The sequence below is a fragment of the Streptomyces sp. NPDC002896 genome (genome assembly GCF_040295225.1).
Classification (GTDB): domain Bacteria; phylum Actinomycetota; class Actinomycetes; order Streptomycetales; family Streptomycetaceae; genus Streptomyces.
In genome coordinates this window covers 311122-332840 of record NZ_JBEOVA010000007.1, presented here as the reverse complement: position 1 = coordinate 332840, position 21719 = coordinate 311122, and the positions used below count along the sequence as shown (strand labels likewise).

At 70.8% G+C, this 21719-nt stretch carries 14 protein-coding genes; 10 read left to right on the top strand and 4 right to left on the bottom strand.

What is annotated here, in order from left to right; translation table 11 throughout:
- Window positions 1–13: 13 nt before the first annotated feature.
- The 4 genes from nuoL (at window position 14) to recQ (ending at window position 7573) form a co-directional block, all read left to right on the top strand.
- The gene (gene nuoL, locus ABT009_RS15335; protein WP_351293654.1) at window positions 14–1957 is read left to right on the top strand and encodes an NADH-quinone oxidoreductase subunit L; all 1944 of its coding nucleotides are present in this window, start codon (window positions 14–16) and stop codon (window positions 1955–1957) included.
- A gap of 5 nt (window positions 1958–1962) precedes the next feature.
- Window positions 1963–3552, top strand: coding sequence for an NADH-quinone oxidoreductase subunit M (locus ABT009_RS15330; protein WP_351293651.1), 1590 nt, complete (start codon window positions 1963–1965; stop codon window positions 3550–3552).
- Window positions 3549–5198, top strand: a complete 1650-nt coding sequence (gene nuoN / locus ABT009_RS15325) for an NADH-quinone oxidoreductase subunit NuoN (protein ID WP_351293649.1) — start codon at window positions 3549–3551, stop codon at window positions 5196–5198. Before ABT009_RS15330 ends, nuoN begins: the two co-directional genes overlap by 4 nt.
- A 278-nt stretch (window positions 5199–5476) precedes the next feature.
- Complete coding sequence (gene recQ / locus ABT009_RS15320) at window positions 5477–7573, top strand: DNA helicase RecQ (RefSeq protein ID WP_351293646.1); 2097 nt, start codon at window positions 5477–5479, stop codon at window positions 7571–7573.
- 60 nt (window positions 7574–7633) lie between these two features.
- On the opposite strand, the gene fahA is transcribed toward recQ, so the two are convergent.
- Window positions 7634–8965, bottom strand: coding sequence for a fumarylacetoacetase (gene fahA / locus ABT009_RS15315; protein WP_351293643.1), 1332 nt, complete (start codon window positions 8963–8965; stop codon window positions 7634–7636).
- A gap of 211 nt (window positions 8966–9176) precedes the next feature.
- Here fahA and ABT009_RS15310 point away from each other — a divergent pair, with 211 nt between their 5' ends.
- Entirely contained in the window at window positions 9177–10481 is a 1305-nt protein-coding gene (locus ABT009_RS15310) for a carboxylate--amine ligase (RefSeq protein WP_502989883.1), read from the top strand.
- A 102-nt stretch (window positions 10482–10583) separates the two neighbouring features.
- Window positions 10584–11786 carry an FAD-dependent oxidoreductase gene (locus ABT009_RS15305; protein ID WP_351293992.1) on the top strand — a complete coding sequence of 401 codons (1203 nt, stop codon included), beginning with the start codon at window positions 10584–10586 and terminating at the stop codon, window positions 11784–11786.
- 59 nt (window positions 11787–11845) lie between these two features.
- On the opposite strand, the gene ABT009_RS15300 is transcribed toward ABT009_RS15305, so the two are convergent.
- Both ABT009_RS15300 and ABT009_RS15295 read right to left on the bottom strand, forming a co-directional pair.
- Window positions 11846–12478, bottom strand: a complete 633-nt coding sequence (locus tag ABT009_RS15300; protein WP_351293638.1) for a GNAT family N-acetyltransferase — start codon at window positions 12476–12478, stop codon at window positions 11846–11848.
- Window positions 12475–14604, bottom strand: a complete 2130-nt coding sequence (locus ABT009_RS15295) for a penicillin acylase family protein (protein ID WP_351293635.1) — start codon at window positions 14602–14604, stop codon at window positions 12475–12477. Before ABT009_RS15295 ends, ABT009_RS15300 begins: the two co-directional genes overlap by 4 nt.
- A 420-nt stretch (window positions 14605–15024) precedes the next feature.
- On the opposite strand from ABT009_RS15295, the gene ABT009_RS15290 reads away from it, so the two are divergent.
- From ABT009_RS15290 to ABT009_RS15275, 4 genes are all read left to right on the top strand, one after another.
- Entirely contained in the window at window positions 15025–16482 is a 1458-nt protein-coding gene (locus ABT009_RS15290) for an MFS transporter (protein ID WP_351293989.1), read from the top strand.
- Between the two features lie 98 nt (window positions 16483–16580).
- Window positions 16581–17396: an HAD family hydrolase gene (locus tag ABT009_RS15285; RefSeq protein WP_351293632.1), complete on the top strand. Its 816-nt coding sequence runs from the start codon at window positions 16581–16583 to the stop codon at window positions 17394–17396.
- Window positions 17397–17549: 153 nt separating this feature from the next.
- A complete protein-coding gene (locus tag ABT009_RS15280) occupies window positions 17550–18794 on the top strand; it encodes an RNA polymerase sigma factor (protein ID WP_351293629.1) in 1245 nt (414 codons plus the stop codon).
- 189 nt (window positions 18795–18983) lie between these two features.
- On the top strand, window positions 18984–19511 hold the full coding sequence (locus ABT009_RS15275) for a hypothetical protein (protein ID WP_351293626.1): 528 nt from the start codon (window positions 18984–18986) through the stop codon (window positions 19509–19511).
- A gap of 76 nt (window positions 19512–19587) precedes the next feature.
- On the opposite strand, the gene ABT009_RS15270 is transcribed toward ABT009_RS15275, so the two are convergent.
- Window positions 19588–21702 (bottom strand): CocE/NonD family hydrolase, encoded by a 2115-nt coding sequence (locus tag ABT009_RS15270; protein ID WP_351293623.1) that lies wholly within the window; start codon window positions 21700–21702, stop codon window positions 19588–19590.
- Between the last annotated feature and the right edge of the window lie 17 nt (window positions 21703–21719).

Sequence of the window (21719 nt, the reverse complement as noted above, 5' to 3'; positions counted from 1 at the left end):
GGGTCGCTGAATCGTGGAGAACCTGATTGCGCTGCTGGTAGCGGCGCCACTGCTCGGAGCGGCCGTCCTGCTGTGCGGCGGCCGTCGGCTCGACCGTGCGGGCCACTGGATCGGCACCGTGCTCGCGGCCCTCTCCTTCGTCATCGGAGTCGTGCTCTTCGCCGACATGCTGGGCAAGGGAGCCGAGGAGCGGACGCTCACCCAGCACCTGTTCAGCTGGATCCCGGTCGAGGGCTTCCAGGCGGATGTCGCCTTCCAGCTCGATCAGCTGTCGATGACGTTCGTCCTGCTGATCACCGGCGTCGGCTCGCTGATCCACCTGTACTCGGTCGGGTACATGGAGCACGACGAGCGGCGCCGCCGCTTCTTCGGCTATCTGAACCTGTTCCTCGCGGCGATGCTGCTGCTGGTCCTCGCCGACAACTACCTGCTGCTGTACGTCGGCTGGGAGGGCGTCGGTCTCGCCTCGTACCTGCTGATCGGCTTCTGGCAGCACAAGCCCAGCGCCGCCACCGCCGCGAAGAAGGCCTTCCTGGTCAACCGCGTCGGCGACATGGGCCTGTCCATCGCGATCATGCTGATGTTCACCACCTTCGGCACCTTCGCCTTCGGCCCGGTCCTCGAGTCCACCGACAAGACCAGTGAGGGCATGCTCACCGCGATCGCGCTGATGCTGCTGCTCGCCGCGTGCGGCAAGTCCGCGCAGGTGCCGCTGCAGTCCTGGCTCGGGGACGCGATGGAGGGCCCGACTCCGGTCTCGGCCCTGATCCACGCGGCCACCATGGTGACGGCCGGCGTGTACCTGATCACCCGGTCCGGCGCGATCTTCAACGGCGCCCCCGACGCGCAGCTCGCGGTCGTGGTGGTCGGCGCGGTCACGCTCCTCTTCGGTGCGATCGTCGGTTGCGCGAAGGACGACATCAAGAAGGCCCTGGCCGGATCGACGATGTCGCAGATCGGCTACATGATCCTGGCCGCCGGCCTCGGCCCGGTCGGCTACGCCTTCGCGATCATGCACCTGGTGACGCACGGCTTCTTCAAGGCCGGGCTGTTCCTCGGCGCCGGCTCGGTCATGCACGGCATGAACGACGAAGTCGACATGAGGAAATACGGCGGCCTGCGGAAGTACATGCCGGTCACCTTCGTGACCTTCGGTCTCGGCTATCTCGCGATCATCGGACTGCCGCCGTTCTCCGGCTTCTGGTCGAAGGACAAGATCATCGAGGCGGCCTTCGCGCAGCAGAGCGATCTGCGGTCCTGGATCTTCGGTGGCGTCGCGCTGCTGGGCGCGGGCATCACCGCGTACTACATGACGCGGGTGATGATCCTGACCTTCTTCGGTGAGAAGCGCTGGCAGTCGGCGCCCGACCCGGATACGGCGCCCAGCGTCGAGCCCGGCATCGAGGTGCACCCCGGCGAGATGCCGCACCCGCACGAGGCGCCCAGGTCCATGACGATCCCGATGATCGTGCTGGCCTTCGGGTCGGTCTTCGCGGGCGCGTACTTCGGCATCGGCGAGCGGTTCGTGCACTGGCTGGAGCCGGTGACGTCCTTCGAACACCCGCACCCGGTGGTCGGCGTGCCGGTCATCACGACCGCCACGATGGTGATGCTGCTGCTCGGCGTGGGCCTCGCCTACCTGCAGTACGGGCGCCGTCCGGTTCCCGTCGTCGCCCCGCGCGGCTCGCTCCTCACCCGGGCGGCCCGGCGCGATCTCCTCCAGGACGACTTCAACCACGTCGTGCTGGTTCGCGGCGGCGAGCACCTCACGCGCTCCCTGGTGTACCTCGACCACTCGCTGGTCGACGGAGTCGTCAACGGCACGGCGGCCTCGGTCGGCGGGCTGTCCGGGCGGCTGCGCAGGCTGCAGAACGGCTACGCCCGCTCGTATGCGGTCTCGATGTTCGGCGGTGCGGCGGTCCTGGTCGCCGCGACCCTGCTGATGAGGGCGGTGTGACCACGATGTCGCAAGTAGTGAACGCAGGGTTCCCCCTCCTGACGGCGACGGCTGTGCTCCCGGCGGTCGGTGCGATCGTCACGGCCGCCGTCCCGGCCGCCCGGCGGACCGCCGCCAAATGGCTGGCGCTGCTGGTCTCGCTGGCCACGCTCGTGCTGGCCATGGTCGTGCTCGTGCGCTTCGACCCCGGCGGCGACCGCTACCAGATGGCCGAATCGCACGCCTGGATCAAGGACTTCGGGGTGCGGTACGAGCTGGGCGTGGACGGCATCGCGGTGGCGCTGATCGCGCTGACCGCCGTACTGATCCCGTTCATCATCCTGGCGGGATGGCACGACGCCGATCCGCTGGAGACCAAGTCGAAGAGGTGGCGGCCGACGCAGGGCTTCTTCGCCCTGATCCTCGCTGTCGAGGCGATGGTGATCCTCTCCTTCGAGGCCACCGACGTCTTCCTCTTCTACATCTTCTTCGAAGCCATGCTCATCCCGATGTACTTCCTCATCGGCGGCTTCGGGGACCGGGCCCACACGCACGGCGACGAGGCCGCGGCCACCCAACGCTCGTACGCCGCGGTGAAGTTCCTCCTCTACAACCTGGTCGGCGGCCTGATCATGCTGGCCGCGGTGATCGGGCTGTACGTGGTGGCGGGGAACTTCTCGCTCCAGGAGATCGCAGCGGCCCGGGCGAACGGTTCGCTGGACATGGCGACCAGCACCGAGCGGCTGCTCTTCCTCGGCTTCTTCTTCGCCTTCGCGGTGAAGGCGCCCCTGTGGCCGCTGCACACCTGGCTGCCGAACGCCATGGGTGAGGCCACCGCACCGGTCGCCGTTCTGATCACGGCGGTCGTCGACAAGGTCGGCACCTTCGCGATGCTCCGCTTCTGCCTCCAGCTCTTCCCGGAGGCCAGCAAGTGGGCGACGCCCGCGATCCTCGTCCTCGCCCTGATCAGCATCATCTACGGGGCGCTGCTCGCCGTCGGCCAGCGCGACATCAAGCGCCTGGTGGCGTACGCGTCGATCTCGCACTTCGGCTTCATCATCATGGGCATCTTCGCGATGACCAGCCAGGGTCAGTCCGGCGCGACGCTCTACATGGTCAACCACGGGATCTCGACCGCCGCGCTGATGCTGGTGGCCGGCTTCCTGATCTCGCGGCGCGGCTCGCGGCTCATCGCCGACTACGGAGGAGTGCAGAAGGTCGCCCCGGTGCTCGCCGGCACCTTCCTGATCGGCGGCCTGGCGACCCTGTCCCTGCCGGGACTCGCCCCCTTCGTGAGTGAGTTCCTCGTCCTGGTCGGCACGTTCACCCGCTACCCGGTGATCGGCATCATCGCCACCTTCGGCATCGTGCTCGCCGCGCTCTACACCCTCGTCCTCTACCAGCGGACGATGACCGGCCCGGTGAAGCCGGAGGTCTCGGCGATGCCCGACCTCAGGGTGCGCGAACTCGTCGTCGTCGCCCCGCTGATCGCACTGCTGATCTTCCTCGGCGTCTATCCGAAGCCGGTCACCGACATCGTCAACCCTGCCGTCGGGCACACCCTGTCCGACGTACAGAAGCAGGACCCCAAGCCCGAGGTGGAGGCGGCCAAGTGAGCGCATCAGCCGTCCACAGCCTGTGGACAACCGCGGCGGAGCCGATCACGAAGATCGACGCGCCGAAGATCGAGTACGGGCAGCTGTCGCCCACCCTGATCGTCCTGGGCGCGGCGATCGTCGGGGTGCTCGTCGAGGCCTTCGTGCCCCGCAAGCAGCGCTACTACGTCCAGGTGTTCACGTCCGTCGTCGCGCTCGCCGCCGCCTTCGCCGCCGTCGTCGGGCTGGCGGCCGGCGGATACGGCACCACGAAGGCGCGGATCTCGGCGATGGGCGCGATCGCCGTCGACGGGCCCGCACTGTTCCTGCAGGGCACCATTCTCCTGGCGGGCCTGGTCGCGGTGTTCACCTTCGCCGAGCGGCGGCTCGATCCGGCGGCGGGCGCCCACCGTGTCGACTCGTTCGCCGCGCAGGCCGCGTCCGTACCGGGCAGCGACAGCGAAAAGGCCGCGGTGAAGGCGGGGTTCACCACCACCGAGGTGTTCCCGCTGGTCCTGTTCGCCATCGGCGGCATGCTGATCTTCCCCGCGGCGAACGACCTGCTGACGCTGTTCGTCGCCCTCGAAGTCTTCTCCCTGCCGCTTTACCTCCTGTGCGCCCTGGCCCGCCGCAAGCGGCTCGTGTCGCAGGAGGCCGCCGTCAAGTACTTCCTGCTGGGCGCCTTCGCCTCCGCGTTCACGCTGTTCGGCATCGCCCTGCTCTACGGCTACGCGGGCTCCGTGTCGTACGCGACGATCGCGCAGGTCGTGGACGGCAGCATCCAGAACGTCAGCCCCGCGCTCGCCGACACCATGGGCAACGACGCGCTGCTGCTCATCGGCGCGGCGCTGCTGGTGATGGGCCTGCTGTTCAAGGTGGGCGCGGTGCCGTTCCACATGTGGACCCCGGACGTGTACCAGGGAGCGCCGACACCGGTCACAGGCTTCATGGCGGCCGCGACCAAGGTGGCCGCGTTCGGTGCGCTGCTGCGGGTGCTCTACGTCGTCCTGCCGGGTCTTCGCTGGGACTGGCGGCCGGTGATGTGGGCTGTCGCCATCGTCACGATGCTGGGCGGCGCGATCGTCGCGATCACCCAGACCGACATGAAGCGGCTCCTGGCGTACTCGTCGATCGCGCATGCGGGCTTCATCCTGGCGGGTGTCATCGCCATGACCCCGGACGGCATCTCCTCCGTGCTGTTCTATCTGGCCGCGTACTCGTTCGTGACGATCGGCGCGTTCGCGGTCGTCACGCTGGTGCGGGACGCGGGCGGCGAGGCCACGCATCTGTCCAAGTGGGCGGGCCTCGGACGGCGGTCGCCGCTGGTCGCGGCGGTCTTCGCGGTGTTCCTGCTGGCCTTCGCGGGCATTCCGCTGACGTCCGGCTTCGCCGGGAAGTTCGCCGTGTTCAAGGCGGCGGCGGAGGGCGGGGCGGCACCGCTGGTCGTGATCGGTGTGATCTCGTCGGCTGTCGCGGCCTTCTTCTACATCCGCGTGATCGTCCTGATGTTCTTCAGCGAGCCGAAGCCGGAGGGCCCGACGGTCGCAGTCCCGTCGCCGCTGACGATGACGGCGATCGGGCTGGGAGTGGTGGTCACGCTGGTACTGGGTGTGGCGCCGCAGTACTTCCTGGAGCTGGCGGGGCAGGCGGGGGTGTTTGTGCGCTGAGGTTGTGGGCTCTGGAACGCCGGACGGGCTGAGGCACTCAGCCCGTCCGGCGTTTGAGGACGAGCCCGAAGGGCGATCTCGGGGGTCTGGGGGCGGAGCCCCCAGCTTCGGGAAGGGGCGGGATTGGGGGAAAGCCCCGCAGGGCGCCCCACCCCACCCAGCCTCCACCCAGCCTGTGGATAACTCTCCCGGTGTCAGCGCTGACCCCTATGGTGGCTGTGGTGGTCGAGGGACGACCTACGGGGGGCACGGCAATGATTGCGATGGGCGGAACAGGCATGATGGCCGAAGCGGAGACGGGCGCGGAGCCGAGCACGGGCCCCGGCGCTGGCCCGGGCACGGAGCTCGGCACGGGGCCGGAGGACGGCTTCGCGCCGCCGGAGGACGGCCACGCGGAGCCTGTGCGTGCGGGCGGCGGTGCCGCGGGACTGACCGAGAGCGACGCGCTGGGCACACTCCGCCGCGTCTTCGGCTACGAAGCATTCCGCGGCGAACAGCAGGCGATCATCGACCACGTGGTGGCGGGCGGCGACGCAGTCGTGCTCATGCCGACGGGCGGCGGAAAGTCCCTCTGCTACCAGATCCCGGCACTGGTCCGCCCCGGCACCGGAATCGTCGTATCCCCGCTGATCGCACTCATGCAGGACCAGGTCGACGCCCTCCGGGCCCTCGGCGTGCGGGCCGGGTTCATCAATTCCACGCAGGACTTCGACGAGCGGCGCATGGTCGAGGCGGAGTTCATCGCGGGGGAGCTGGACCTGCTCTATCTGGCTCCGGAGCGGCTGCGCCTGGACGCCACCCTCGAACTGCTCTCCCGCACCAAGATCTCCGTCTTCGCGATCGACGAGGCGCACTGCGTGGCGCAGTGGGGGCACGACTTCCGGCCGGACTACCTGGCGCTGTCGGTGCTGGGCGAGCGCTGGCCGGACGTGCCGCGGATCGCCCTGACGGCCACGGCGACGCGGGCCACGCACCAGGAGATCACCCAGCGCCTCGACATGCGGAACGCCCGCCACTTCGAGGCGAGCTTCGACCGGCCCAACATCCAGTACCGCATCGTGCCGAAGGACGACCCGAAGCGGCAGTTGCTGGCCTTCCTGCGCGAGGAGCACACGGGAGACGCCGGCATCGTCTACTGCCTCTCGCGTAACTCGGTGGAGAAGACGGCCGAGTTCCTGTGCCGCAACGGGATCGAAGCGGTGCCGTACCACGCGGGCCTGGACGCGGGCACCCGCGCCACCCACCAGTCCCGCTTCCTGCGCGAAGAGGGCCTCGTGGTGGTGGCGACGATCGCCTTCGGCATGGGCATCGACAAGCCGGACGTCCGGTTCGTCGCCCATCTCGACCTGCCGAAGTCCGTCGAGGGCTACTACCAGGAGACGGGCCGCGCGGGCCGCGACGGCCTGCCGTCGACGGCCTGGATGGCATACGGACTGCAGGACGTCGTCCAGCAGCGCAAGCTGATCCAGAGCGGCGAGGGCGACGAGTCCTTCAGGAGGCGGGCGGCCTCCCACCTGGACGCGATGCTCGCGCTGTGCGAGTCCGCCCACTGCCGGCGCGGCCAGCTGCTGACGTACTTCGGCCAGGAGCCCGGCGCCCCGGCGTGCGGCAACTGCGACACCTGCCTCACACCGCCCGAGACCTGGGACGGCACGGTCCCGGCGCAGAAGGTGCTCTCCACGGTGGTGCGGCTGCAGCGGGAGCGCGGCCAGAAGTTCGGCACGGGGCAGATCGTCGACATCGTGCTGGGCCGCCGGACCGCCAAGGTCATCCAGTTCGACCACGACCAACTGTCCGTCTTCGGCATCGGCGAGGAACTGTCGGAGGCCGAATGGCGCGGCGTGGTACGGCAGTTGCTGGCTCAGGGCCTGCTGGCCGTCGAGGGTGAGTACGGGACGCTGGTGCTGACCGACACGAGCGGGACGGTGCTGCGGCGCGAGCGCGAAGTGCCGCTGCGCAAGGAGCCGAAGAAGCCGGCCGCGTCCCGGTCGTCGGCGTCCGCGAAGGGGGAACGCAAGGCCAAGACGGCCGCGGCGGACCTGTCCGAGGAGCACGTGCCCGTATTCGAGGCCCTGCGCTCCTGGCGCGCCGAACAAGCCCGTGAGCAGGGCGTCCCGGCCTACGTCATCTTCCACGACGCCACACTCAGGGAGATCGCCACGGCCCACCCCCGCTCGGTGGCCGACCTGGGCGGCATCAGCGGGGTGGGCGAGAAGAAGCTGGCGACGTACGGAGAGGGCGTACTGGGGGTGCTTGCTTCCCTGGACGCGGCTGCCGGGCAGGACGCTCCGGATCCCGGCACCGCCGAGACATCGGCACCGGACCCCGACTGGCCCGAGCTGGACGCCGAGCCCGAGCCGGACGACTGGATATAGCGCTACCACCAGTGCGGCAGTGCCGTACCAGGACTCCCGCGGCGCGTCGGCAGGCCCGTGTCAGGCCCTGGGTGCGACTCGTCCGGTCACATCCCCCAGGCCCACCTTCGTTCCGCCTGGTCCCGGCGCCCACGCCGACAGGGTCACCACGTCGCCGTCCTCGAGGAAGGTCCGCTTGCCCTCAGGGAGGTCGAGGGCATCGCGGCCGTTCCAGGTGAGTTCGAGCAGGGAACCGCGCTCGCGCTCACCGGGGCCGCTGACGGTGCCGGAGGCGTAGAGGTCGCCCGTGCGCAGCGAGGCGCCGTTGACGGTCATATGGGCCAGCTGTTGGGCCGCCGTCCAGTACATCGTGGAGAAGGGAGGCCGGGAGACCACATGGCCGTTGATCGCGACGGAGATCCGCAGGTCGTAGCCGCCGGGTTCGTCCGCGGCGGACTCCGCCGAGTCGTCGAGATAGGGAAGGAGCTGGTGTGTGCGTTCCGGGGGTGGCACGCGCGCCGCGTCCAGCGCCTCCAGGGGCGTGATCCATGCCGAGACCGACGTGGCGAAGGACTTGCCCAGGAAAGGCCCGAGCGGGACGGTCTCCCAGGCCTGCAGATCCCGGGCCGACCAGTCGTTGAGCAGGCACAGCCCGAAGACGTGCTCCCGGAAGTCCGACAGCGCCACTGATGTGCCCATGTCCGACGGCGCGCCGACCACGAAGCCGACCTCGGCCTCGATGTCCAGGCGCACCGAGGGTCCGAAGACCGGTGCGGGATCCGCCGGAGCCCTCCGCTGGCCGGAGGGCCGTACCACGTCAGTCCCGGACACCACAACGGTGCCGGACCGGCCGTGGTAACCGATCGGCAGATGCTTCCAGTTGGGGGTGAGCGGGTCCGCGGCGTCGGGGCGGAAGATCCGGCCGGCGTTACGGGCGTGGTTCTCGGAGGAGTAGAAGTCGACGTAGTCCGCCACCTCGAAGGGGAGGTGCAGCGTGACCTCGGACAGCGGGTGCAGGAGCGGCTCGATCACGTCCCGGTGGGCGGGCACCGTCACCCAGGCGGTGAGCGCGCGCCGCACGTCGCTCCAGGCGGTGCGGCCCGCCGCCAGCAACGGATTGAGGGTCGGCTGCGCGAGCAGCGAGACATACGGCGAGCCGAGCGCGGCGGCCACCGCACCCGCGTCCAGCACGAACTCGCCGAGCCGTACGCCGACCCGCCGCTCCGGAGATCCCTGCCCGGGACGGGAGAACACGCCGTAGGGGAGGTTGTGCGGACCGAAGGGATCGCCCTCGGTGAGGTCGAGGGGGCTGGACGGCCCGACGGGGTCGGTCGGGTCGGTCTGGTCGAGAGCGTCGCGCGGGTCGAGAGGATGGAGCGGGCCGAGAGGATCGAGCGGGTTCTGCTCGGGCATCTGTTCCTGCCTCGCTTTCCGTGTGGTTGTGCCTCACGTTACGGGGGAGTTGCGGGTGATGGGCAGTGTCTAAAGAGTTCGCAATGTCCGGATAGTTATTGCCTGGAGTGTTCAATTCCGGCTTAGCGTCCTTTGGGGGACACGGACTGGGTGGGGGTCCGGTCCGTAGGGGGGACACGTGGGGGGACCCGTGGCCAGGAGCGCCAGCGGCGTGCCGTTCGCCGCCGACCGGGAAGTGCCGGGCCTGATAGTGAAGTTCGGCCACTATCCGCTGCACCACGGCGGGGTGGGAGCGATACGCAGCCTGGGGCGCCTCGGCGTGCCGATGTATGCGATCACGGAGGACCGTTACACGCCCGCGGCGGCCTCCCGCTATCTGCGCCGCGCCTTCGTCTGGCCGACCACCGGAACGGAGGAGCCGGAGCGGCTCGTCGAGGGACTGCTGCGCATCGGCCGCCGTATCGGCCGGCCGACCGTGCTCATCCCGACCGACGAAGAAGCGGCGGTGCTCATCGCCGAGCATCAGGAAGAGCTCGGCGGCGGCGGAGGAGGACCCGCGAGACCCGGGGCGTCGGGCGGGTTATCGCGACCGGGTGGGTTCGGAGGGTTTCTCTTCCCGCGCGTGGACCCCGCCCTGCCGCGGCGCCTCGCCAGTAAGCAGGGGCTGCACGAGCTGTGCGTCGAGCACGGCATCCCGAGCCCCGCGGCCGCGTTCCCCGAATCGCAGACGGACATCGAGAAGTTCGCCGCCGAGGCACGCTTCCCGGTGGTCGCCAAGAACCGCGAGGCCTTCGTACGCCGTAGACGGCCGGCGGTGAACGGCACCACGCGCGTCGCCAGCCGCGAGGCGCTGCTCGCGCTTGCCCGCGACTGGGGAGAGCGGCCGGGAGTGATCCTTCAGGAGTATCTGCCGAGAGAGGAGGCCGAGGACTGGATCGTCCACGCGTACTTCGACGCGGACTCGACACCGCTCGCGATGTTCACCGGCGTCAAGGTTCGCTCCTGGCCGCCGCACGCGGGTATGACCGCGCAGGCCTTCGTGGTCGACAACTCGGAACTCGCGGACATCGCCGCGCGTTTCGTCAAGCAGGTCGGCTTCACCGGCATCGTGGACCTTGATCTGCGGTTCGACCGCCGCGACGGGCAGTACAAGCTGCTCGACTTCAACCCGCGCATGGGCGCCCAGTTCCGGCTCTTCGAGAACGAGTCGGGCATCGACGTCGTCCGTGCCATGCATCTGCACCTGACCGGCCGGGCCGTTCCGGAGGGGGAACAGCGCGCCGGCCACCGCTACCTCGTGGAGAACATCGACCTGCCCGCGCTCATCGCGTACCGCCGCAGCGGGTACACGACGCCGCACGCCCCCGCCCGCGCGAGCGGCACGGAGCTGGCGTGGCTCGCTGGGGACGACATGCGTCCGTTCTTCACGATGCTGGGCCGGTTCGTGGGGCCGGGCGCCAGGCATCTGTACCAGCTGTGGCGGACCGGCCGCCGCTCCGGCACCACCGCGCCGTAACAGGAGCGGTGACCGGTCGGGAGACGCGACGAACGGCGAGCGGATCAACGAAGTAGGCGTGACGCGAAGCAAGTGACGTCCTGGGGAGGGGACTTCGTGAACGTGAACCATCCGGTAGCAGTCATCGGAGCAGGACCTTTCGGCCTGTCCACCGCCGCCCATCTGCGGGCGCGCGGCATTCCGGTGCGGGCCTTCGGCGAGCCCATGGTGAGCTGGCGTGCGCACATGCCCGCGGGGATGCTGCTCAAGTCGACCCCCGCGGCCTCGAACATCGACGCACCGCAGCGCGGCCACACCCTCGGCGACTACTGCGCCGCGGCCGGGATACGGCGCCTGGTCACCGACGAGGACATCATCCCGGTCGAGACGTTCGTGGCGTACGGGGAGTGGTTCCAGCAGAAGCTCGTGCCGGATCTGGAGCGGGTGCGGGTCGTCTCGGTCGACCGCCGCGGCGCCGGGGGGTTCGAGCTGAAGCTGGACTCGGGCGAGCAGTTCACGGCACGCGCGGTGGTCGTCGCGACCGGCCTGTCCGGCCTCTCGTACCTGCCGCAGGAGCTCGCCGCGGCCGCGCCCGACGGACCCGCGCCGACGGCCGCGGTCTCGCACAGCTCGCAGCACCACGACCTGACGCGGTTCGCGGGCAAGGATCTGATCGTCGTCGGCGCCGGTCAGTCCGCCCTCGAGACGGCGGCGCTCGCCGCGGAGGCCGGGGCCCGGGTGCGGGTGGTGGCGCGTGGCAGGGGCGCGGTGGCGTTCGGGGCGCCGCCGTGGGAGCAGCCGAGGCTGCGCCCCGAGTCGCCGTTCGGCCGGGCCTGGTCGCTGTACGCGATCAGCTACTACCCCCACCCGTACCGCTATCTGCCCGCGGCGGCACGCCACTTCCTGGTGCGCCGCATCCTCGGGCCGCTCGGTGCGTGGTGGCTGCGCGACCGGTTCGAGGGCGCGGTGAAGGTGCGCGAGGTGAGCCGGATCGTACGGGCGGGGGCGCCGGGCGGCCGCCCGATGCTGGCCGTCCAGACGCTCGGCGGCCGTACCGAGGAGCTGTCCGCGGACCATGTGATAGCCGCGACGGGCTACCGCGTCGACATCGCCGCCATGGACTTCCTCGGGCACGAACTGCGTACGCAGCTGGCGGTGAGCCGCGGCACCCCGAAGCTGGGCGCGGGGTACCGGTCCTCGGTGCCGGGCCTGTACTTCACGGGGCTTCCGGCGGCGGCGTCGTACGGGCCGGTGATGCGGTTCGTGTGCGGGACGGAGTTCGCGTCGCCGCGGCTGGCCAGGCACTTGGCGGCGGCGCACGGCTGAATTCGGGGCCGAGGCGGGGCGGAGGCCGAGCCCGGCTCGCCCCGCCCCGCGCGTACGGCTTAGTCGCGGCTCTTGAAGGCCTCCCGGCTCAGAAACACCAGCTGCGCCCGCTTCTCCGGCAGGTCGATCTGGGGCCCGCGTGCGAAGCCCTGTCGGACCAGGCGCGCGATGGCCTTGTCGTTGCGGGCGTCGGGTTCGGCCACGATCCGCTGCCGGCCCGGGACCGAGAGCACGAAGGTGAGGAAGACGGAAAGGAGGGTGCCGGTGAAGCCGGGCTCCGGGGCAGCGCCCGGAGGACCCACCATCAGATGTATGCCGAAGTCGCCGGGCTGGACGTCGTAGCACTCGCCGACCGGGTCGGACTCCGGTTCGTACGTCTGGAAGAGGGCGACCGGCTTGTCGTCCCGGTGGATCAGGTACGCGTGGTGCGTGGCGAGGGAGTCCAGGTACTCGTAGATCTCCAGGACGCGCTCCCGGCCGACCTCGCGCATGCCCCAGAAACGGGCGCGCTCCTCGGAGACCCAGTCGTGGATCAGGTCGATGTCGCCGGCCGGATCCACCGGGACGACGCGGACCGTTCCGAAGCCGTCGACCGTCTGCTCGTACACGGCTTCCCGGGGAGGAGCCGGGGACTCGACAGCGCAGGGGGCAGGGGACTCAACGCGGGTCTCAGCAGGGGTCTCAGAGGTCATGACTTCTCCTCGGTCAGAAGGTTCCAGTCGGTGGTCACGGGGGCGAGTTCGCCTTGGAGCCACAGAGGCAGCTGGTCGCGGTGGTGGGCGTCACCGGGTACGCCGGAGGCCCCGAACGGGACCACCCAGAGGCTGTCCTCGCGGCGCCCGAGGTCCCAGACGTAGCGCGCGGCGGGCCCGCGTGCGCTGTGGTCCGTGACACCCGGAACGCTCGAGGTGGACAGCACGCAGTCGTGATCGCCGGACAGTCCCGGCCACTGCTCGTCCGTCGCGTCGGGCAGGGCCTGCCAGGGTGCGAGCCGGTGCACCTCGCCCCATGGCACCGGTTCCCCTCCGTCCGCGGCCACGTCCTCCAGGGCCGATCTGACGAGGTCGGCCCTCAGGCGATCGGTCGTCCCGTCGACACCGGGGATCTGGCGGGACGTCAGCAGTGCTTCCAGCGCGTAGGCGACCCGCGGCACCAGCGCGAGCCATGGCTGGAAGATCGCGGGATACGGCGGGGGCTCGCTCAGGCCGGACAGGGCCGGATGAGCCGCCAGCCGCCGCACGACCGCCGCCCGGACGGCCGCGTATGCCGTCGCGTCGGTGCTCCCGGCATCCATCCCGCGGTCCCAGCGCAGCAGCCGCTCCCGCAGCCGCACGGCCTCCGGGCTGAGCCCCTCGAGCCCTTCCGGCCCCTCCAGCCCGCCCATCCTCTCCAGTAGCTCGATGAGGGGCCGTGCGGAAGCCAGATGGGTGTCGGTGTGGATCGCCGCCATGCCCTTGCCGGACCAGGACGCCGGCTCGTCGAGAAGCTGCTGGATCCGCCGCTGCCGGTGCGGTGGCGCGAACTCCACGCCGAGCGGCCCGGCGATGCCCCGCTGGTTCGCCATCACGGCGACACCCTCGACGCCCTCGCGGGGCAGCTCGTGCCAGCCATGCCACTCGTGCCCGGGCTCCCAGGCAGGCACGACACGCAGCATGTTGTCCCGGTGGCGGCGCGGCACCGCACCGGCCACACGGTGCAGCAGCCCGCCCTCGGTGTCCGCGGCCTGCACGACGTTGACAGGCTCCGCCCACTGGTCGAAGGCCCGGTCCACATCGGCGACGCTCCTGGCCCTCAGCAGCGCGGGGAGCGCGGAGAACCCGAGGTCCTCGCGTACGCGCGGCGGGTAGCGGAGGCTGATGGCCACCGATTCGTCCGGGCCGCCGATCACGACCGGACCGCGCTCGGTCTCGATCACCTCGACCTCGACGGGATCGGCGCCCGCGACCTCGATCGTCTCGACGTGAGCTGAGGCGGGACGCCAGCCGTCGGGCCCGAGCGCCTCGACATCCCGCCCGAGCGCGTCCCCGCCGTGCCGGCGGTCTCCACGGCGCCGGAGCCGTTCCCGGTAGAGGTCCTGGTAGTCGGCCATGGCATTGGTGATCGCCCAGGCCACCTGCCCGGTGTGCCCGAAATGACCGATGCCCGGGACGCCCGGTACGGCCAGCCCCACCACGTCGAACTCCGGGCAGGCAAGACGGATCTGCTGGTAGACACCCGGATCCTCGATGAACCGGTGCGGGTCGCCCGCTATGAGGGCGGCCCCGGTGGTGGTGCGGTCGCCCGCGACGAGCCACCCGTTGCTGCCCGACGTGCCGGGCCCGTCGGTGGCGAACAGCTCGATCGCCTCGGCGCCGAGCCTGCGGACGACCTCCTCGCGCCACAGCTTGGTGGGGAAGCCCGCGAACAGGATGTGCGTGGACAGCCAGACACCCAGCGGAGTCCACGGCTGCCACTGGCCGGGCGTCAGCCCCGTTGCCTCGAACTGGGGCGCCCGTCGCGCGCCGTCGCCCAGACCGTCGTTGACCCCGTCGACGTAACTCCTGATCCAGGCGGCGGTGTCCGCATCGAGCCTGGCGAGCCTGTCGAAGCAGCGCCGGGCGGTGTCGTCCAGCCGCGCCTGCCGGGCGAACCGGTCCCAGCCGACGGCGTCGGCGCCCAGGAAGGCGGCCGTCGTGCCCTGCGACCGGTGCCGCTCGACCTCGATTTGCCAGGCCCGGTCCTGGGCGGCGTTCCGCCCCTGGGCGTAGGCGAGTTCGAGCGCGCTGCCGGCGCGCAGATGGGGGATCCCCCACGGGTCCCGGTAGACCTGGATTCTCACACCACTTCTCCATCCCTTTCGGCCTCTTGGCGAGGCTGACCGTCGTACGGCAGAGCCGGGTGGATGTGGTCCTTCGAGCCGTGTGGGGCCGGCGAGCAGGCGCCGCCCACCGCGTTTACTTCGGTTAGGTTAACCTAACTTCGCACGGCGTCCAGTGGCCCCTTGGTCGGCCGGGCGAACCAGAGTCAGCCGTATCAGAGTCGGACGAATCAGAAGAGAAGACGCTGCCATGTATCGAGCCCGAAGCGCAGACCTGCTCCGACGCGGCCCGATCGGCACCGAGCTGTGACCGCGGCCGCCGACCGGTCCAGCGCGGCCGCCGACGGGGCCGCAGCCGCAGACGGGTCCACCGCCGCCGCCGACACTGCCGCCGAAGCGTCCACCGCGGCCCCGGCGGCTGCCCGGCTTCCCACGCGGTGGCTGATCCTCGCCGTGATCTGCCTCGCCCAGCTCACGGTGGTGCTCGACAACACGGTCCTGAACGTCGCGATCCCCACCCTCAGCAGGGATCTCGACGCGACCACCGCCGACATCCAGTGGGTCATCAACGCGTACTCCCTCGTCCAGGCCGGCCTGCTGCTCGCCGCGGGCAGCGCCTCCGACCGGTACGGCCGCAAGAGGCTGCTGCTCGCCGGGCTCGCCCTGTTCGGCGTCGGCTCGCTGGCGGCCGGACTCTCCCAGTCCAGCGGTCAGTTGATCGCCGCGCGGGCGGGCATGGGCGTCGGCGGCGCGCTGCTGCTGACGACCACGCTCGCCGTCGCTATACAGATATTCGACGCCGAAGAGCGCCCCAAGGCCATCGGTATCTGGGCCGCGGTGAACGCCCTCGGCTTCGCGGCCGGGCCCCCGATCGGCGGTCTGATGCTCGCCCACTTCTGGTGGGGCGCGATCTTCCTGATCAACATCCCGGTCGTCGTGCTCGCGCTCGTCGCCGTCCGGGCCCTCGTACCCGAGTCCAGGAACGCCGGCGGTCACCGCCCCGACCTGCCCGGCGCGCTGCTGTCCACCGTCGGCATGGCCGCGGTCGTCTACGCCATCATCTCGGGGCCCGAGCATGGCTGGAGCTCCGGCCGGGTGCTGCTCACGGCCGCAGTGGGCGTCCTCGTACTCGGCGCGTTCGCGCTGTGGGAGCGCCGTGTCCCATACCCCATGCTGGACATGCAGTTCTTCCGCGACCGGCGCTTCGTCGGGGCGGTCGCGGGCGTGGTCCTCATCACCTTCGGCAGTGGCGGGACGCTCTATCTGCTCACGCAGCAGCTGCAGTTCGTACGCGGGTACGCGCCCCTGGAGGCGGGCCTGCGCATCGCGCCCTTCGCGCTGACCGTCGTCGCTCTCAACTCCGTGGGAGTCTCCGCGCGGTTGATGCGCCGCCTCGGTCTGCCGCTGTCCATAGTCGTCGGCATGGCCCTGCTGGCGGCCGGGTTCATCGTCGCCGCCCTGCCGTCCGCCGACGGCTACGGTGTGCTGCTGCTCGGCCTCGTCCTCATGGGCGCGGGCTGTGCGCTCGCCAACCCGGCCATCGTCGAGGCGGTCATGGGAGCCATCCCGCCGGAGAAGGCGGGGGCGGGCGCCGGGGTGGACGGCACCATGTCCGAACTCGGCACCAGCCTGGGCGTCGCCGTCCTGGGCGCCGTCATGAACGCCCGGTTCACCGCCCTCCTGCCGGCCGCCGTCGCCGGCGCGGGCTCCCTGCCGGCCGCCCTCGCCGCCGCCGGAACGGACGCCGAACGCGGCGCCGTCATGGACGCCTTCACCTCCGGCATCGAGACCAGCCAGCTGGCCGGGGCCGCGGCGGTCCTCGTCGGCGGTTGCGTGGCGGCGCTGTTGCTGCGGAGGGCGGAACGGCCGGGGGCGGACGCCGGGACGAAGGCGGAATGAGGCATACGCGGCGAGCTGTCCTCGCGGTGCGCATGTGATGGAACCGAACCTCTGCATCCCGTGGGGCTGATGAGCCGATGGTCCGTATTCTCAGGATCATGGCCGCACCCACCGCACCCCTCGCATATTCGCTTATCGCCACAGACCTGGACGGAACGCTGCTCCGCGGTGACGACACACTCTCCGACCGGTCACGGGACGCGCTGGCGGAGGCGGTCGCCGCCGGCGCCCGGCATCTCGTGGTGACAGGACGCCCGGCGCCGCGCGTGCGGCCACTGCTCGACGACCTCGGCTGCCGTGGGCTGGCCGTGTGCGGCCAGGGAGCCCAGCTGTACGACGCGGGAGCGGACCGCATGGTCTGGTCCGTGACGCTGGACCGCGAACTGGCGGAGACGGCGCTCGGCAAGATCGAGGCGGAGGTCGGCGAGGTCTACGCGGCCGTGGACCAGGACGGGGTGGACGGCCTCACGCTCATCGAGCCCGGTTACCGCATGCCGCACCCCCTGCTCCCGGCGGTACGGGTGGACCGGCGCGACGACCTGTGGTCCGAGCCCATCAGCAAGGTGCTGCTGCGCCACCCGTGGCTGACGGACGACGAGTTGGCGGCGGCGGCCCGGGAGGCCGTGGGCTCAATGGCCGCGGTGACGATGTCCGGTCCCGGCACCGTCGAGCTCCAGCCGTGCGGAATAAACAAGGCGACCGGCCTGGCGCTGGCGGCCGATCGCCTGGGCCTGGCCCCGTCCGGCACGGTCGCGTTCGGTGACATGCCCAACGACATCCCCATGTTCCGCTGGGCCGCCCGCGGCGTCGCCATGGCCAACGCACACCCCGACCTCAAGGCGGTGGCCGACGAGGTGACCCTGTCGAACGAGGAGGACGGGATCGCGGTGGTCCTTGAGCGGTTGTTCGGTTGACTTATTGGGCAATGTCGCTCGCGTGACCTGCAGACAAGTTCGTCGAGCGCCAGTACCCGCGATATCCGTCCGCTCCCGCCGAGGCCGTCACCGAAGCGGGTGCAGAAACGTTACCCTTTCGCAGGGTCGTTGGACTTCCCCAGGGGTGGACCGGTGACGGTGGGTGCCCAGGACGGCATTGACGGATGCGGGCCGGACGAGGCCGGGACCGCCGAAGCGGCGCGTTGGCACGCGGCGTTGCGGCAGCGGGAAGCCCTCATGCGGATCGCCCGTCCACGCACGGCCACCGCGGAGGACGCCGAAGACGTGGTGCAGGAGGCGATGGTCCGCGCCGCCGAGTCCTACCGCGGTGACGCGGAAGGGCTCGCGCCCTGGCTCATGCGTGTGACGGTGCGGCTGTGCGCGGACACGCATCGGCAGCGTGTCCGCGAGCATCGCAGGTGGTCCCGCCTCCCCGTTTCCCTGGATCCGGCGTCCTTCGACGAGCGGGTGTGCGATCAGGCGGAGGCCGCGTGGGCGGCGGCGGCCATGTCGCGACTGCCTGCGCGTCAGGCCAGGGCTCTGCGGCTGCGAGCGGAGGGGCTCACCGTCTTACAAGTGGCCCGGCAGCTCGAGGTCAGCTACCGGACCGCCGAGTCATTGCTGGCCCGTGCGAGAAGCACGCTGAAAGCGGTGCTGGCGGCGACACTGGGACTGGCCGTCGTGTGGTGGAGATGGGCGGCGGACGCGGCCCGGCTCGCCCCCGCATACCCGGCCGTCGCCGCCACGACGGCCGCGACCGCGGTGGCCGTGACGATCGTCATCGCGCCCGTGCCTGCGACGGTTGACCCGACGCAGCACCATCGCCGGCCGAGCGTACTGCCTGCGGAAACAGCCGCCGATGTGCGCTCGACCCCCTCTCCGTTTCCGTTTCCGTCCGTGTCCCCGTCCCTCTCCCCGTCCGTGTCGTCATCACCGGCGTCGGTGCCGTCGGCCTCGGCGACGCCGACGGCGGCCGCGGGTCGCGGGAAGGCTGCGGGCAAGGGCAAGTCCGCGGATAAAGGCAAGTCAGCGGGCAAGGGCAAGTCCGCGGATAAAGGCAAGTCAGGGGACAAGAGCAAGTCCGGGGACATGGGCAAGTCCGGGGACAAGGGCAAGCCCGCGGACCGAGGAAAGCCCGCGGACCCCGGAAAGCTCCCCGTCGCCCCCGGGCTGACCATCCGTCCGATCCCAGGAGCCGACGGAGGAGCCGTACCACCAAACGCGCTGCCTTCGCTGCCCGGGAAGGCGCCGGCGCCGGCCGATCCCGGCCGCACCGGGTCCGCGGATCGGCAACCCCGTCGACACCAGCACGCCGCCCTCGGCAGCGGGGCAGGCATGCCGGTGTTGATCGATACGGCCTGGTCCCGCCCCTGTTGAACGACGCGGTCTCGGGCCCATAACGGTCGCGATGCCGAAATGTGAGGCTGTCTCACAAAAAAAGCGGGAGTGTCTACCGGCGGACGCGCCGTCCCGCTGCGTGAAGGAGACGACACGGCACCCGTCGTGTCCTCGTTCATCGCAGCCCGGCAGGAGAGCATGCGCAGAGCCCGGTCCTCGGAGACGTCGATGCCCACTTCCCCTTCGCCCCACCAGACCGTATGGGCCAGAACCCGTGTCGACCACGGCTGTTTCCTCCTCTACGATCCCCCGGCCTGCCACCAGGACGACGATCTGCGGCTGTGGCAGGACGACGACTACCGCAGAATGCTGGTCTGCACGCCCTCCGGCGTGGTCGCGCGCAGCGCCGTCACGGATATTCGCTATGCGTCCGTGAGCCTCGAGGTCTACGACGCCGAACCCGTATTCGCCGCAGAGTGGGCGCACGACGCCATGGAATGCGATTTCGCGCTGGGGGACAGCCTGGAACTCCAGTTGCAGAACATCATGGGAGACAACGTGGCCACCGTCTGGCTAGGTCGACGAGGGGCCTGGCGACTGCGCGCCCATCGACGGTCGCCCGAGCACCCGGGCGCCGTCGATCACCAGGAAGAGTGGCTGTTCCAGCTGTGGCCCAGGCCCGAATCGCCGGCCGGCCCGGGGGACGAAGCCATGGAAGTGCGGCTGTGCCGGGTGCTTTCTTCAAGCCGTCGTTAGCCCCTTCACCGACACCGGCTGTTTCGTGACGGGTCGCCGGACGCTGCGGCGACCCTGACGGCTCCGAGGCCGCGGATCAGCCCGCCGTCCGCGGGATACGGCGTTCCCACGTCCGGTGGAACACCACCTCGTCCCCCTCCCGGCACACGACCTCGTCCGACGTGGTGAAGGACGTCGCGTCGCACGTGATCTCCGAACGCGTCTCGATCCGCACGTCCCAGTGCAGCTCAGGCCGGTGCAGCCGGATCGACCAGTCCGAGCGGGTACGGGCCGAGAGCGGGTCGGAGTCGTTGATCGTGTACGTGTCGACGGCGTCCTCCGAGTATTCGAGGCCGTCGGGGTAGACGCGGGTGCCGCCGATGGGGGTCCCCCCGCTCGAGCGAAGTCGAGAGTGGGGGAGCGAGGCCACCTCCAGGCGCCACTCGCCCGCGGCGACATCGCGGACGACGAGGCGTTCCGGGCGCTGGTCGTTCAGCGTCAGGGGGATGACGACGCCGAGTGGCTCGGACTGCTCCGGTTCAGCGAAGGCGAAGGCGAAGGTGACGTCGTCGGCGGTGACCGCGCGGACCGGGAGTTCGAGCGTGCTGCCCGCCGGGTCCAGCGCGCAGCCCGCCTCGGAGCCGGGCTGCGGCCAGATCCAGGGCCAGTACGCGGACGAGACGGCGAGCCGGACGCGGTGGCCGGGCGGAAAGGCATGGCCGATGCCGTTCAGTTCGAAGTCGACGTCCTCGGTCGCGCCCGGCGTCCACTCGACCGCCTTGTCCCGGCCGCGCCGTGCCGAGAAATTCAGCGCACCGCGGGTGACCAGCGTCGACGCGCCGTCCGGCGCCACGTCGCAGAGCCGGGCGATCACCTGTCCCCGGGGCGTCGGCGATGTCAGCCGCAGCCGCACCCGCGGCCGGCCCAGGACCCACGTCTCCTGCTCGACCGCGAAGTCGAAGCACACCGACTTCCCGTCCTCCTCGCGCTGGTCCGGCGGCAGATCCGCGTCGTTGCCGGAGGGGCGGAAGCGGCCGGCGTCCAGGCCGGTGTGCATCGGCGACCGTACGAGGACGGGGGCGCCGGCCTGGACAGACCCCGGCGGGCGCCCGGCCCCTCCGGATGCCCCGGCGCGCGCGTCCTCCAGCCCGTACGACACGAAGCCGACGTTCGGCGACGGCCACGACGGGTCGCCCACCCAGCGGCCCGGCAGCTCCTCGTACACCGTCGCCGGTGGATGGGAGTCGCTGATCCAGGAGCGGAGCCTCGGCTCCGCAGACACACCAGACGCACCAGTGTCGATGCTCTTCAGATGCCGGTCCCACCAGCGGAGCGTCTCCTGCAGGAAGCCGATCGCCGGCCCCGGCGGGAGCCCCCGGTCCGGATACTGGTGCGACCAGGGGCCGATCAGCCCCCCTACCCGGTCGTCCGGAAGGTGCCGGAGGTTCTCCACCAGCCGCAGGACCGTGTCGCGGTACGGGTCGTGCCAGCCGCCGACCGCGAGGACGGCGGCCCTGATCGCGCCGTAGTCCTCGCAGACGCTGCCGTGCCGCCAGTAGGCGTCCCGTGTCTGGTGGCTCAGCCAGGTGTGGATCAAGGGCTCGACGGCCTCCAGGCGCCACAGCCACATGTCGCGCCACGCATCGCCCACGTACAGCGGATCGGGTGGACGCGCCACGGACGCGAGCATCGCCGCGGCGCGTGCGTGCATGTCCACGGCGAGGACGGAGCCGCCCATGTAGTGCACGTCGTTGTCGTAGCGGTCGTCGGAGGAGCAGACGGTGACGACGGCCTTGAGCGGCTCGGGTGCGAGGGCCGCGATCTGGAGGGCGTTGCAGCCGCCCCAGGAGATGCCGAACATGCCGACCCTGCCGCTGCACCACGGCTGGGCGGCCAGCCACTCGATCACCTCGACCCCGTCGCCCAGCTCGGCGGGCGAGTACGCGTCGCCCGGCATGCCCTCCGAGTTGCCGTGCCCGCGCACGTCCACCCGCACGGACGCGTACCCGTGCCCCGCGTACCAGGGATGCCGCTGCCAGTCGCGGGGCGCGGTCCAGTCGGTCAGGCGGTGCGGGAGGTACTCGAGCAGCGCCGGTACGGGCTCACCGGTCATCGGGCGCCACACGCGCGCGTACAGCCGAGTTCCGTCCGACAGTGGAATCCGGACGTCCTGGCGGGTCGTCTCGTACGGAAAGGAGGTGCGGATCTTCATGGGCGGGACCGCGGTGC